Below are 14,217 nucleotides of genomic sequence, written 5' to 3' on the forward strand. Positions count from 1 at the left end.
CGGGCTCCTGTGTTTTTAATGGGCGAAAGTCTGATCAGACAGACTGACCGATTGGTCTGCAAAAGAAAAGTGCCCGAAGCAGAATACTTCGGGCACTTTTGAAATTTGATCCAGGCGATGCTTAGAGGAATTTCGCCATGGCGACAGCGGTGTCGCTCATACGGTTGGAGAAGCCCCATTCGTTGTCGTACCAGGACAGAATACGAACGAAGTTGCCGTCCATAACCTGGGTCTGGGTCGCATCAAAGGTCGAGCTGTTCGGGTTGTGGTTGAAGTCAACCGAAACCAGCGGTGCTTCGCAAACGCCAAGAACGCCTTTAAGCGGGCCGTTTGCTGCTTCCTTGATTGCGGCGTTGACTTCTTCGACAGTGGTGTCACGACCAGCAACGAAGGTCAGGTCAACCATGGAAACGTTCGGGGTCGGAACGCGGATGGCGGTACCATCGAGTTTGCCCTTGAGTTCCGGAAGAACAAGACCAACAGCCTTTGCTGCACCGGTCGAGGTCGGGATCATCGAAAGCGATGCCGAACGCGCACGGCGCAGATCTTTGTGCAGGCTGTCCACGGTGTTCTGGTCGCCGGTGAAGGCGTGAACGGTGGTCATGAAGCCTTTGGTGATGCCAACGGTTTTGTTCAGGACGTCTGCAACCGGTGCAAGGCAGTTGGTGGTGCAAGATGCGTTCGAAACGATCACGTCATCAGCCGTCAGGGTGTCGGAGTTAACACCGTAAACAACGGTCTTGATGTCGCCCTTTGCCGGGGCAGAGATCAGAACGCGTTTTGCGCCAGCCGTCAGATGTTTGCCGGCACCCGCTTCGTCAAGGAAGATACCGGTGCACTCGAATGCGATATCAACATTCAGGGCCGCCCACGGCAGGTTCGCCGGGTCGCGCTCGGAGCAAACTTTGATGGCTTTGCCGTCAATGACCAGATTTTCGCCTTCGGCTTTGACGTCATTGGCCAGAACGCCATGAACTGAATCATATTTCAGAAGATGCGCGTTGGTGGCAACGTCACCCAGGTCGTTGATGGCAACAACTTCGACGTCGGTACGACCGCTTTCAACGATAGAACGCAGAACAAGACGGCCGATACGACCGAAACCATTAATCGCTACGCGAATAGCCATTCATCCCTCCAAAATTATAATGATTGCTACCTGGGGAGTATCAATCACGGCTTAGGGTTTCAAACCCATAGAAAAAAGGCCGGATCGGCATGTTACCGATCCGGCCCTGTAAATTAAACCAGTTCCTTGGCCGCTTTGACCAGCGCATCGGCGGTGATGCCGAAATGCTCGTAAAGGACCGGGGCAGGTGCCGAAGCACCGAAACCGTGCATGCCGATAACCTTGCCGTTATCGCCAACATATTTTTCCCAACCGAAGACCGAAAGAGCTTCGATGGCAACGCGCGGTGCGCTGCCCAGAACGTCTTTGCGGTATTCCGGTGACTGGGCGTCGAACAGTTCCCAGCTTGGCAACGAAACAACAACGGCGTTGATGCCGTCTGCTTTCAGCTTGGCCTGTGCGGCAACTGCGATTTCAACTTCGGAACCGGTCGCGATCAGGGTGACCTGACGGTCGCCGTCGCAATCGGAAATCACATAACCGCCACGTGCGACGAGGTTGTCTTCACGATAGTCGGTACGAAGCGTCGGCAGGTTCTGACGGGTCAGGGCCAGAACGGTCGGGCCGCTTTCATTGGTGATTGCCATTGCCCATGCTTCTGCCGTCTCGACTGCGTCCGCCGGGCGGATCACGGTGACGTTCGGCATCGCACGCAGCGAAGCAACATGTTCAACCGGCTGATGGGTCGGGCCGTCTTCGCCAAGACCGATGGAATCATGGGTCATGACATAAACAACGCGCTGGTTCATCAAAGCCGAAAGACGGATCGACGGACGGCAGTAATCGGTAAAGACCAGGAAGGTGCCGCCATAAGGCAGAACACCACCATGCAGCGCCAGACCATTCATGGCTGCTGCCATGCCGTGTTCACGGATACCGTAATAGATATACGCACCTTCATAACCGCCTGCGGCGGTAATCGGTGCCTGAACGCTGGTCTTGGTGTTGTTCGAACCGGTCAGGTCGGCAGAACCACCGATCATTTCCGGAATAGCTTTGGTCAGAACTTCAAGAACGTTTTCCGAAGCCTTGCGGGTTGCGACTTTCGGCTGATCAGCGGTGATCTGCTTTTTATAGTCGTTGAATGCTTCGATCCAGTTTTCCGGAAGCTTGCCTTCAACCCGGCGCTCGAATTCGTCTTTCAGGGCAGCTTCGAGGTTTTCGAAACGACCACCCCAGGCGTTGAAGTCTTCTGCACCACGCGAACCTGCTGCAAGCCATGCATCACGAATGTCTGCCGGGATATCGAACGGTTCGGAAGTCCAGCCGAGTTTCTCACGCATGCCGGCAAGTTCGGATGCACCAAGCGGGGATCCGTGTGTTGCCGAGGTACCACCTTTGGTCGGTGCGCCAAAACCGATTTCGGTTTTGCAAGCAATCATCGACGGGGTGTTGGTGGTTTTTGCCTTGGCAATGGCGGCTTCGATGGCGACCGGATCATGGCCGTCAATTTCCTGAACGTCCCAGCCTGCTGCTTCAAAGCGCTTGGTGTGATCTTCAGAAGTCGAAAGCGAGGTCGGGCCGTCAATCGAAATGCCGTTATCGTCAAACAGAACGATCAGTTTCGACAGTTTCAGATGGCCGGCCAGCGAAATGGCTTCCTGCGAGATGCCTTCCATAAGGCAACCGTCGCCTGCGATCACATAGGTGAAGTGATCAACAACGTCGTTGCCAAAGCGCGCATTCATGATGCGTTCGCCAAGTGCGAAACCGACCGAGGTCGCAATACCCTGACCCAGCGGGCCGGTGGTGGTTTCGATACCGGCACCGTGGCCGAATTCCGGGTGACCGGCGGTGCGGAAGCCCATCTGACGGAAATTCTTGATCTGATCAAGATCGAAATCTTCGTACCCGGTCAGGTGCAGAAGCGAATAAAGAAGCATCGAACCGTGACCTGCGGACAGGATGAAACGGTCGCGGTCCGGCCAGTTCGGATGCTTCGGATCGAATTTCAAGAATTTGGTGTAAAGAACAGTCGCAACGTCTGCCATGCCCATCGGCATGCCGGGGTGGCCGGAATTGGCCTTCTCAACAGCGTCTGCCGAGAGGAAGCGGATGGCATTGGCCATGCGGTTGTGTTCTACTTGCGTCGTCATGTGATGCGGTTCCTGGGGGTTTCGCGGTCGGGCGATCAAAACACTTTAGATACGGTTATTCCAGAATTAACGGAATTCGCGCGGAAGATGCCCTTACAGGGGGCATACGTCAACCGCTTCTGTCGAAAAACTGTACCTGTTACCCGGATTCTGGCTAACAGATGTGCCAATAGTGCATGGCTGGTGACGCGCTTGCTGATCTGCCTGCAATTGTCATACAGTGTTTTCATTGCTTTACCGGTCTTCAAACAATTCACAGATTTCTTGTTCAATCGGGCAAAAATGTTGTTGATCGGGATACTGGATGCTAAATCAGCCATTATCATGACATCTTCGCCGGGCTTGATGTCGCCTTTGGTGATTCGTCACAGTTCAGTTCGTTCTGTGGTCTTGGGTAAAACAGCAAACAATCGGGTAGTGATCAATGTCGCGGTTGCAACAGGCAAGTGATCGGCTGAAAACAGCATTGGACCGTCTTGAAATGGTCGCGGAGTCGGCTATCGCTCAAAAAGACCAGTCTGCAGTTTCAGATACACAGGAAGTTGAAGCACTGCGTGCCCAGCTTTCGGCAATGCGCGCTGATTACGACCGTCTGACCGAGGCGACCGAAACGGTTTCTGCCCGTCTTGATGGGGCGGTTGATCAGCTTAAATTCGTTCTTTCCGAAGACCCCGTAAAGAAACAGGCATAACCCATGGCACAGGTATCCATTCGCATTAACGGTCGCAGCTACGACATCGCATGTGATGACGGGCAGGAAGATCGCATTAACGCCCTTGCCGGTTATGTCAACGAACGGGTCAGGGAAATCGCCGAGGCCGTCGGCCAGATCGGCGAGCAACGTTTGCTGGTCATGGCAAGTCTTCTGATTGCCGATGAACTTGGGAACACCCAGGAAAAGCTTGAAAACGGTGCGCAGCAGTCGGCTCAGGTGCCCGGGCTGTCGGATGCGGAAAGTGATGCCCTGGCTGACAATATCGAAACCATGGCCGCGCGCGTCGAAGCAATCGCCGAAAAGCTTGCCCAAAACTGATTATCCCGATGCATATCGGTCAGCCGAGCTTGGTCTGGCAAAGGGTTGCGCCTAACGCGCAGCGGGCATATCGATGCAATCTACTTGAAATTCAGCCGTCCGGGGACTAAGTTCCGGGCGCTGACAGTTTGCGATGCGTCGTTCGCGGCGATCAAGAACCCAGCATAAGGGGGCTGCCCTGTTCGTCAGGTTCGCTAATTCCCGGGGCCGATGCTCATTTCTCTAGGGAGCTGTCCCTTTCCAGGCCGTGGTCTGGTTATACGGCGCCCACCTGCACCTGCAGGTCACGAGGAATTACCACATGGCCAACGGCAGCGGTGGCTCCCGCTTATCTCCCGGATTTTGATCCGGACATTTCCCTTCTCCTTTGCGTAGTGCAATATGCTGTGCGTCCCGGATAGGGTGCATTGATAAAAAAGCCATGCCAAATATTCGGACATGGAAAAGACACAGGAAAGAATATGCGTTTACTTCATCTTGGCGACGTTCTGGGCCAAACCGGTCGCAAGGCAGCACTTGAGGCATTGCCGATGCTCCGCGATCGTTTGTCAGTCGACGTCGCAGTGGTGAATGTTGAAAACGCCGCGCACGGCTTCGGGGTAACGGCAAAGATCTGCAAGGAATTCTACGCTGCCGGGGCCGATGTCCTGACCACAGGCAACCATGTCTGGGATCAGCGCGAAATCATTGCCTATATCGATGAAGACGAAAAGCTTTTGCGGCCATGGAACTTCCCTGATGGGACGCCGGGCAATGGCGATTATGTTTTCAAAACCAGATCAGGCAAGAAAGTTTGCGTGATCAACATGATGGGGCGCCTGTTCATGGATCCGCTTTCCTGTCCGTTCCAGGGCGCGGACAAGCTGTTTTCCAAGCATAAGCTTGGCAAGAATGTTGATGCGATCATTCTTGATTTCCATGCGGAAACCACGTCGGAAAAAATGGCCTTCGGGCATCACTGTGACGGTCGTGCATCGCTGGTTCTGGGAACGCATACCCATGTCCCGACGGCAGATGCGCAAATTCTTCCCAATGGCACGGCCTATCAGACGGATGTCGGCATGTGTGGTGACTTTGATTCCGTCATCGGCATGAAAAAGGAAAACTCGGTCCGTAAATTCCTGACCAAGATGCCGGCGGGGCGTTTTGAACCGGCCGAGGGGCCTGCAACAGTTTGTGGCGTCTTTGTCGAAACCGATGATAAGACCGGTCTGGCAAAACGTATTGAATCAGTGCGGATTGGCGGACGCCTTAAGGGCAGTTGGCCAAGCGCCTGATCGCGAAATCCATTATCGGATTACCAATGTAAAAGGCCCGCCAAATGGCGGGCCTTTGTTTGTTAAGGTCGGGCAGGATAATTACGCCGCGCGGTCCCGGGCCTGCTGACGCAATGCATCAAGAATGGTGGTAATGCGGTTTCGCATTTCACCGACCTTTTCAGATGCCGCACGGGAAGTCGTAAGAACTTCGCCCGACAACTGACCGGTGCGACCGGTTTCATTGGCAACCTCGGTGATCGATGCCGAAACTGCACGGGTGCGATCAGCGGCCCCGCGAACATTGCGGCTGATCTCGTCGGTTGCAGCACCCTGTTCCTCGACAGCCGCCGAGATCGTGGTGGCAATTTCATTGAGATTATCAATGATCGCACCAATTTCACCGATTGCAGTCACGGACTCACCGGTTGCCTTCTGAATACCGGAAATCTGCCCGGCAATTTCCTCGGTCGCCTTTTCGGTCTGGTTGGCCAGGTTTTTGACCTCGGCGGCAACCACGGCAAAGCCCTTGCCGGCATCACCGGCGCGGGCCGCCTCGATGGTGGCGTTCAGGGCCAGAAGGTTGGTCTGTTCGGCAATATCCGTGATGAGTGCAATCACTTCGCCAATGCGACCTGCCGACTGGGACAGGCTGACCACCAGTTCGTTGGTGTGCTGGGCACGCTGGGCGGCTTCGTTGGAAATGCGGGTGGTTTCCGCCATCTGACGGTTGATTTCCGCATTCGAGCTTGAAAGCTGCTCGGTAGCCGCGGCAACCGTTTCAACGTTGCCGGTGGCTTCCTGAGCCGAGGATGAGACATCTTCGCTCTGGCTGGAAACCAGTTCGGCACTTTGGGTCATCTGACCCGAAACGCCCTGAAGCTGTTCCCCAAGGGCAGCGATCTCGTTAACCGCACTTTCGACTTCACCCTGAAGCGTATCGGCAAGGCTGAGCAACTCGTCGCGCAGGGCTTCATTGCGTTCACGGTTAAGACGTTCTTCCTCGGCCTGCATGTCGCGGACCTTGATGGCGTTTTCCTTGAACACGTCAACCGCACGGCCCATGGCGGAAATCTCGTCACTGCCCCTGGAGGGGATCGCAACTTCAAGATTGCCATCGGCAAGAGAAACCATCGACTTCTGAAGACCCGCCAGACGGCGCAGCAAACTGCCATGCACATAAAACACATAGATCAGAAGCGGGATCAGGATTGCAGCGACACCCACGGCATACATCACGACCGTACTTTGCTGGGTCAGGGTGTTTGCCGATTCCGTCGCATTATCAACACCGGTTTGCAACGTATCGACAAGGGCATTCACGCCGTCTTCCATGGCCGATGCATATTCTGCACTGTGACTGACAATATCAATTTGCCGTGCCGAAAGTTCAAGCTCGGTTGTTCGAAGGGTCGGAATGCTGCGCTCTCCGGTGGCTAGATCGGTGATGTCTTCCATCAGACCCTTGTAGAACTTTTTGAGTTTCTCGTTCTCAAGGGTATCGACGGTACTATTGACCACACCAACAGACCCTCGGACCTGAACCCCCATCAGTTTGAGCTGCATCGGATCGTTTGAAGATGCAGCTGACAGGATGGTATTGCTGATTTCAGCGCCGCGATTTGCAAGCTCAAGAACCGGTGCGCGTGATGTCATGATTTCATCAAGCTTGAACAGAAGCCCCTTGGTTGATGCATTCTGTTCGGCGGTCATGAAGGCTCCGCTCAGGCGGAGTTCCTTGATCTGACTGGTAACCCCGGTCAGCTGGGTCTGGGAAGCAGACAGAACCGGCTGGATCATTGAATTGAACCGTCCGGTCAATTGCTGAAACTTGCCGAGCGATGCGGCGAGTTCCTTGGCAATTGCGAACCGGTCAATGGTGGTTTGATGCAGTTCTGCAAGGGCGTTGGCAAGGTCTTTGCCATTCTGTTCAATCAGGGTCAGGGAGTCTTCGGGAAGACCTGATTGCTCCAGTTGTCCGAGATAGTCATTCAGATTGGCCAGCAATCCATCAAGCTCGGACTTGAACAGAAGTTCCTCTTCCGGACTGGTTGCCGCAACAATGCGCGGTGCGGACGCTACGATCTTCGAACTGGTCGCAGCCAGTTGCTGTGCAGCAAACATGGGTGGCAGTTGCTCGTGGGCAATCTTGCCAAGCTGGGTGCCGAATTTTGTGAATGAGAAAACCGCAACTGCGGCGGCAAGGATGGCAATCAATCCGGTTAAAAAGAAAGCAGCAGCAAGCTTTTCACGAACGCCGAACCCTGATTTGTTCGTCTTGTTAGACGATGACGGCTTTACGCCGTGCTTTATGTTCAAACCCATATTTCTAGTAACCCCGTAGACCAAAAAGCCAAAAGCCGACACGGCAAAGCGTCGACGCAAAAGATGCGTGTTTCTTGGACTTTGTTTCCTGGTCAAGCCACTTCGGGAAGACCCGCATATCGCCCGGAGGCGGTGTTGCGGGAATAGAAAGGCACGGCTTGCTTTTATATTTATTAGAATAATCGATAGCACGTTATTCGTTGTATTCGCAGGATTTTCCTTTTGATCTATGCACCGGTATAGGTTTTTGTAATGAGGCAAATAGGTACCGTAATCGTGCGAAGAATACGTCCCCAATTTTCCGGTAAAAGAAAAAGGCCCGCCGGATGGCGGGCCTTTGTTGATCTGGTCGGGCAGGGCGTTCAACGCCTATGCTGCGCGATCATGTGCCTGTTGGCGCAGGTCCTCAAGAATGGTTGCAATGCGGTTGCGCATTTCATTGACCTTCTCGGATGCCGCACGGGATGTTGTCAGAACTTCGCCCGACAACTGACCGGTGCGACCGGTTTCATTTGCAACCTCGGTGATCGATGCCGAAACCGCACGGGTGCGATCAGCAGCCCCGCGAACATTGCGGCTGATCTCGTCGGTTGCAGCGCCCTGTTCCTCGACAGCCGCCGAGATCGTGGTGGCAATTTCATTGAGATTATCAATGATCGCACCAATTTCACCGATTGCAGTCACGGACTCACCGGTTGCCTTCTGAATACCGGAAATCTGCCCGGCAATTTCCTCGGTCGCCTTTTCGGTCTGGTTGGCCAGGTTTTTGACCTCGGCGGCAACCACGGCAAAGCCCTTGCCGGCATCACCGGCGCGGGCCGCCTCGATGGTGGCGTTCAGGGCCAGAAGGTTGGTCTGTTCGGCAATATCCGTGATGAGTGCAATCACTTCGCCAATGCGACCTGCCGACTGGGACAGGCTGACCACCAGTTCGTTGGTGTGCTGGGCACGCTGGGCGGCTTCGTTGGAAATGCGGGTGGTTTCCGCCATCTGACGGTTGATTTCCGCATTCGAGCTTGAAAGCTGCTCGGTAGCCGCGGCAACCGTTTCAACGTTGCCGGTGGCTTCCTGAGCCGAGGATGAGACATCTTCGCTCTGGCTGGAAACCAGTTCGGCACTTTGGGTCATCTGACCCGAAACGCCCTGAAGCTGTTCCCCGAGGGCAGCGATCTCGTTAACCGCACTTTCGACTTCACCCTGAAGCGTATCGGCAAGGCTGAGCAACTCGTCACGCAGGGCTTCATTGCGTTCACGGTTAAGACGCTCTTCCTCGGCCTGCATGTCGCGGACCTTGATGGCGTTTTCCTTGAACACGTCAACCGCACGGCCCATTGCTGCAATCTCGTCACTGCCGCTTGACGGGACATCAACTTCAAGATCGCCTTCGGCCAACGACACCATCGTTTTCTGCATACCGGCAAGGCGACGCAAAAGGCTGCCACGGACATAGAAAACAAAGATCATAAGAGGCAGAACAATCGCCAAGGCACCGACTGCATACATCACGTAGGTGCTTTGGGTGTTCAGGGTCTTTGCTGCTCCGGCAGAACGGTCAACGCCGGTTTGCAGGGACTGAACCAGCGCATCAACGCCGCTTTCCATCGCCGTTGCAAATTCACCACTTTCCGCAACAACATCCGCCTGTTCCTTGATCAGCGCAAGTTCGGACAGGCGCATGGCCGGGATGCTGTTATCGCCAACGGCAAGCGGTTTGATCTCGCTCATAAGGTCGGAATAGTATTTCTGGAGTTTTTTGTTCTTCAGGCCTTCGATCAGGGTCTCAACTGCACCGATCGCGGCATTGACCTGTACGCCTGTGATCTTGAGGCGTGTCTCGTCGTTGCTGGATGCTGCGCCAAGCACGGTGTTTGCGATTTCGCCACCAAGCTTGGACAGCTCAAGAACCGGTTCGCGTTCGGCAATGGCATCGTCAAGTTTGATCAGAAGTTCTGTGCCTTGGGTTTTCTGTTCAAATGTCAGATATGAAACATCCTTGCGGATTTCTTCAACCTGATTGCCGATATTGTTGATCTGGTTCTGCGACATTGCCAGCAACGGCTTGAGCATCGAGTTATATTTGCTGTTCAGGTCCTGAAACTTGCCGATGCCTTCCGCAAGTTTATTTGCGGCGTCGAAGCGGCGAAGTGTCGTTTCGTGCAGGGTTTCAAGATTCTGGGCAAGCTGTTTGCCATCTACCTCGATTTGCGACAGGGCAGACGTGGGCAATCCCGAACTTGCCAGTACGTCAAGTTTCTCGCGCAGACTGTCGAGCAGAATATCAAGTTTGATTTTTACAACCTGTTCTTCCTCGGGCGAGGTTGCCGCGACGATGCGCGGTGCTGCTGCTACAACTTTCACACTGTCGGTTGCCAGTTGCTGGGCTGTGAACATTGGAGGAAGCTGTTCATAGGTAATGTCGTCAAGCTGCCCGCCAAACTTGTTGAACGAGAATACCGATACACTTGCTGCAAGGATGGCAATCAGACCGACGAGAAAGAACGCGCCAGCAAGTTTTTCGCGAACCCCCAGTCCTGACTTTTTTGTTTTACTGGATGACGACGGGGAGGTGCCGCGCTTAAAGTTAAGTCCCATAGTTCTTGATACCCCATAGACGAATAAGTCGAGTATCGACGCAGAACTGCATCGACACACTAATTACGGGTCTCTCAGATGTAGCTTCCCGGAGGCGTCACTTAAGGAAGGCCGATCAGCCAGATCGTGGGGCGGCATGACCGGAAAAAGTGACTTATCATTTATAGTTACCGCTCATATAGCACACAGAGTACAAACTAGGCATGAGTTTTTATGCTCAACCAGACGTATAGGTTGTGTTGCTTTTGCGTATATTGTGGCTAACGCTGACAGGTGGACTGTCTTGGTAAACAAAGGTCACAGAAACGAAAAAGGGCCCGCCATGTGGCGGACCCTTGAAGTCAGGAGTGTTCAGGCTTCGATCAGGACGCTGCCCGGTCATGTGCCTGTTTGCGCAGATCATCAAGAATACCGTTGATCCGTGACCGCAGGTTTTCGACCTTCTCGGACGCATCCTGTGCGGTTGCAAGAACCTGGCCGGACAGTTCGCCAGTTTTGCCGGTTTCACTGGCGACTTCCGTGATTGAGGCCGAGACAGACCGGGTCCGATCCGCCGCACCGCGCACGTTACGCGTGATCTCGTCGGTTGCAGCACCCTGTTCCTCGACCGCCGCCGAAATCGTGGTGGCAATCTCATTGATATTTTCAATGATGCGGCCAATGTCGCCAATCGCGTTGACAGATTCACCGGTTGCTTTCTGAATGCCGGCAATCTGGCCCGAGATTTCCTCGGTCGCTTTTTCGGTCTGGTTGGCAAGGTTTTTGACCTCGGCGGCAACAACCGCAAAGCCCTTGCCGGCATCGCCAGCACGGGCCGCCTCAATGGTGGCGTTCAGTGCCAGAAGGTTGGTCTGCTCGGCAATGTCGGTGATCAGTGCGATAACCTCGCCAATGCGATCAGCCGATTGTGACAGGCTGACCACCAGTTCGTTGGTCTGCTGGGCACGGGTTGATGCCTCGCCGGAAATGCGGGTGGATTCCGCCATCTGACGATTGATTTCCGCATTCGATGCCGAAAGCTGTTCGGTTGCAGCTGCGACCGTCTCAACATTGCCGGTGGCTTCCTGCGCAGAATTGGCAACATCTTCGGTTTGGCCGGAAACCAGTTCGGCACTTGATGTCATCTGACCCGAAACGCCCTGAAGCTGCTCGCCCAGTGCGGCAATTTCATTCACCGCTGTTTCGACTTCACCCTGCAAGGTGTCGGCAAGGGCAAGAAGTTCGTCGCGCAGTGCCTCGTTGCGTTCGCGGTTAAGGCGTTCTTCCTCGGCCTGCATCTCACGAACCTTAAGGGCATTGTCCTTAAAGACCTCGACTGCACGGCCCATGGCACTGATTTCGTCATTACCTTTGGCCGGAACGATAACTTCCAGATTTCCATCGGCAAGCTGAACCATGGTTTTCTGCAAGCTGCCAAGGCGACGCAGAACGTTACCCCGGACATACAGAACATAGATCAGAAGTGAAATGACAACGCCAATGGCTGCAACGACAACAAGGGCCGTCAAACTCTGTTTTTCAACAACCTTTGCCTGGGCCGCGGCATCGTTAACTTCCTGATTAAGGCCGGCAACCAGTTCATTCACGCTTGCGCGCATGGCGTTGGCATATTCGCCACTCTGAACCACAAGTGCCTGGCTTTGTTCGCTGGCTTCAAGTTCACGTTTACGCAATTCGGGCAGGCTGCCTTCGCCGATCGAAAGGGCTTGCATCTTTTCGATCAGATCGACATAGAACGCCTTAAGCCGTTCATTGCCAAGAGAGTCAAGCTTGCTGAGTGCGTCGGTATAGGTGCCCCGAATTCGCACAGGGATGATCGAAAGGCGAACGGCCTGCGTTTCCGTGGTGCTCGAAATAATCATGTTGGCCGCAGCAGAACCCAGACGCTCGATATCAAGGATCGGGGTGCGGACATCAATTGCCGAGGCATATTTCTGGAAGGTCTCCAGAATTTCTTCTTTGTCAGTGCTGAACTGCTTTGCCGGATCATCTTTCAGCGATGCGGCGAACTGTCCGCCCTGCGAGATATCGTTTTGCGTATAAGACAGAACCGGTTTCAGCGTATCGGCATAACGTTTTGCCAAATTCTGGAATTCTGCGAGTTTCTCGGATTTTTGGTCAGAAATCTGGAAACGTTCCTGCGTGACCGTGTGGAGCTTTTCCAGGTTGTCCTGCAAAAGTCCGCGATTGTTATTGATGCTGGCAATAACCTCGGGCATGAAACCGGTGGCTTCGATCTCGTTGATTTTCGAAACGAGTTCCTGAAGACGCAAGGCGAGTTCATCGTTAATCGCATTTTCTTCGTCGGTATTCGCAGAGGCAACAATGCGCGGTGCAATGGCGACGATCTCGGCACTTTCTGTTGCCAGTGCCTGGGCTGCTGCAATTGGCGGAAGCTTTTCTTCTGTGATGGTCGTAAGAGCATCACCGAACTTATTGAAAGAAACCGCGCCGACGACAGCGGAAATAACCGCCATCAGTCCAACCAGAGCAAATGAAATCAGTAATTTGCTTTGGACCCCGAATTTAGTTCCCATTCTATCTAACCTTTGTTTCCTGACTGTTCCCGTATGGCTTCTTTGTCCATTCGGGTTAACTCGACCGCTTGAAAGGGCATTGCTCCCTTTGCTGATAGCCGGTTTCTTGGACCCCTGAGAGTATTCTTCTTTAGTTTAATAAGTACCCTTCTTGTTATTAATGAAAGAATATCCTTACATCTGCAACATCAAACCAAACAGGTGCCACGAATTGCAAGAAAATTACGGTGTTGCAAAGGGCTGGCGTCGGGCTGGCGGGGAGTGTCATCGACGAGATCGTGTTCGGAATGCCAAGCATCGCTGGACCTTCACAGGTAAACACGCTATAGGAGCGGTCGAATTTTTCGTTCGTGTCTGCTGCAGATGACATAAAACAGTCTTGCGGATGCCCGAGCGGGCTGGTCTGACAGGGAACTCCCGCATGACCGGCGTGGTATCAGCCGATACCGTTCCACATCGAGTTCAATGAATACAGGTTACAGGTTATGGCCGGCCATTCCCAATTTAAGAACATCATGCACCGTAAAGGTGCGCAGGATAAAAAGCGCGCCAAGATTTTCACCAAGCTTGCCCGCGAAATCACCGTGTCGGCAAAGATCAGTGACGACATCAACAGCAACCCGCGTCTGCGTGCGGCAATTGCAGCGGCGCGCGGGCAGAACATGCCCAAGGACAACATCGATCGCGCGATCAAAAAGGCGACCGGTGCTGGCGACGGCGACAATTACGAAGAAGTTCGTTACGAGGGCTATGGCACCGCAGGTGTTGCCGTAATCGTCGAAGCCCTGACCGACAACCGTAACCGTACGGCGTCGGAAGTGCGTGCTGCCTTTGCAAAAAGCGGTGGTAACCTTGGCGAAACCGGCTCGGTCGGCTTCATGTTCAACCGTCTTGGTGAAATCGTTTATCCGGCCGATGCTGCGGATGCAGACGAAATCTTCGAAGCAGCCCTCGAAGCGGGTGCGGCGAATGTTGAATCTGATGAAAACAGCCACGTTGTCGATACCGAACTTGAAGACCTTAACGCTGTGCGCGAAGCGCTGACTGAAAAGTTCGGCGATCCGGAAAGTGCGAAAATGGTCTTCCGTGCGGTAACCGAAGCCGAAATCAATGTCGATCAGGCACAGAGCATCATGAAACTTGTTGATGTGCTTGAAGACAACGATGACGTCCAGAACGTCTGGACCAACGTTGCCTGGACCGACGAAATCGTTGCCGGTCTCGATAACTAGACTTGTTTAAAAACCTC

10 protein-coding genes and 1 other RNA gene are annotated in these 14,217 nt (G+C 53.9%); 6 read left to right on the forward strand and 5 right to left on the reverse strand.

All coding sequences use genetic code 11. The features are described from left to right. Positions 1–121: 121 nt before the first annotated feature. Both gap and tkt read right to left on the reverse strand, forming a co-directional pair. Positions 122–1,129 (reverse strand): type I glyceraldehyde-3-phosphate dehydrogenase, encoded by a 1,008-nt coding sequence (gap, locus tag ACTU44_RS10040; protein WP_114098696.1) that lies wholly within the window; start codon positions 1,127–1,129, stop codon positions 122–124. 113 nt (positions 1,130–1,242) lie between these two features. Beyond that, a complete protein-coding gene (gene tkt / locus ACTU44_RS10045) occupies positions 1,243–3,225 on the reverse strand; it encodes a transketolase (protein WP_114098695.1) in 1,983 nt (660 codons plus the stop codon). On the opposite strand from tkt, the gene ACTU44_RS10050 reads away from it, so the two are divergent. From ACTU44_RS10050 to ACTU44_RS10070, 5 genes are all read left to right on the forward strand, one after another. Continuing rightward, positions 3,214–3,675: a hypothetical protein gene (locus tag ACTU44_RS10050; protein WP_462097349.1), complete on the forward strand. Its 462-nt coding sequence runs from the start codon at positions 3,214–3,216 to the stop codon at positions 3,673–3,675. The genes tkt and ACTU44_RS10050 overlap by 12 nt on opposite strands. Then, positions 3,650–3,916 (forward strand): hypothetical protein, encoded by a 267-nt coding sequence (locus ACTU44_RS10055; RefSeq protein ID WP_114098693.1) that lies wholly within the window; start codon positions 3,650–3,652, stop codon positions 3,914–3,916. Before ACTU44_RS10050 ends, ACTU44_RS10055 begins: the two co-directional genes overlap by 26 nt. A gap of 3 nt (positions 3,917–3,919) precedes the next feature. After that, the gene (locus ACTU44_RS10060) at positions 3,920–4,258 is read left to right on the forward strand and encodes a cell division protein ZapA (protein ID WP_462097350.1); all 339 of its coding nucleotides are present in this window, start codon (positions 3,920–3,922) and stop codon (positions 4,256–4,258) included. Between the two features lie 167 nt (positions 4,259–4,425). Then, a non-coding RNA gene (gene ssrS, locus ACTU44_RS10065) (6S RNA) lies at positions 4,426–4,586 on the forward strand. A gap of 133 nt (positions 4,587–4,719) precedes the next feature. Then, entirely contained in the window at positions 4,720–5,535 is an 816-nt protein-coding gene (locus ACTU44_RS10070) for a TIGR00282 family metallophosphoesterase (RefSeq protein ID WP_114098691.1), read from the forward strand. Between the two features lie 81 nt (positions 5,536–5,616). On the opposite strand, the gene ACTU44_RS10075 is transcribed toward ACTU44_RS10070, so the two are convergent. The 3 genes from ACTU44_RS10075 to ACTU44_RS10085 form a co-directional block, all read right to left on the reverse strand. Next, positions 5,617–7,839 (reverse strand): methyl-accepting chemotaxis protein, encoded by a 2,223-nt coding sequence (locus ACTU44_RS10075; protein ID WP_462097351.1) that lies wholly within the window; start codon positions 7,837–7,839, stop codon positions 5,617–5,619. Between the two features lie 369 nt (positions 7,840–8,208). Then, entirely contained in the window at positions 8,209–10,431 is a 2,223-nt protein-coding gene (locus ACTU44_RS10080; protein WP_336080559.1) for a methyl-accepting chemotaxis protein, read from the reverse strand. A 362-nt stretch (positions 10,432–10,793) separates the two neighbouring features. Beyond that, the gene (locus ACTU44_RS10085; protein WP_336080560.1) at positions 10,794–12,968 is read right to left on the reverse strand and encodes a HAMP domain-containing methyl-accepting chemotaxis protein; all 2,175 of its coding nucleotides are present in this window, start codon (positions 12,966–12,968) and stop codon (positions 10,794–10,796) included. A 485-nt stretch (positions 12,969–13,453) separates the two neighbouring features. Here ACTU44_RS10085 and ACTU44_RS10090 point away from each other — a divergent pair, with 485 nt between their 5' ends. After that, positions 13,454–14,200 carry a YebC/PmpR family DNA-binding transcriptional regulator gene (locus ACTU44_RS10090; protein WP_114099839.1) on the forward strand — a complete coding sequence of 249 codons (747 nt, stop codon included), beginning with the start codon at positions 13,454–13,456 and terminating at the stop codon, positions 14,198–14,200. Positions 14,201–14,217: the final 17 nt, after the last annotated feature.

Source organism: Thalassospira sp. SM2505 (assembly GCF_054901115.1).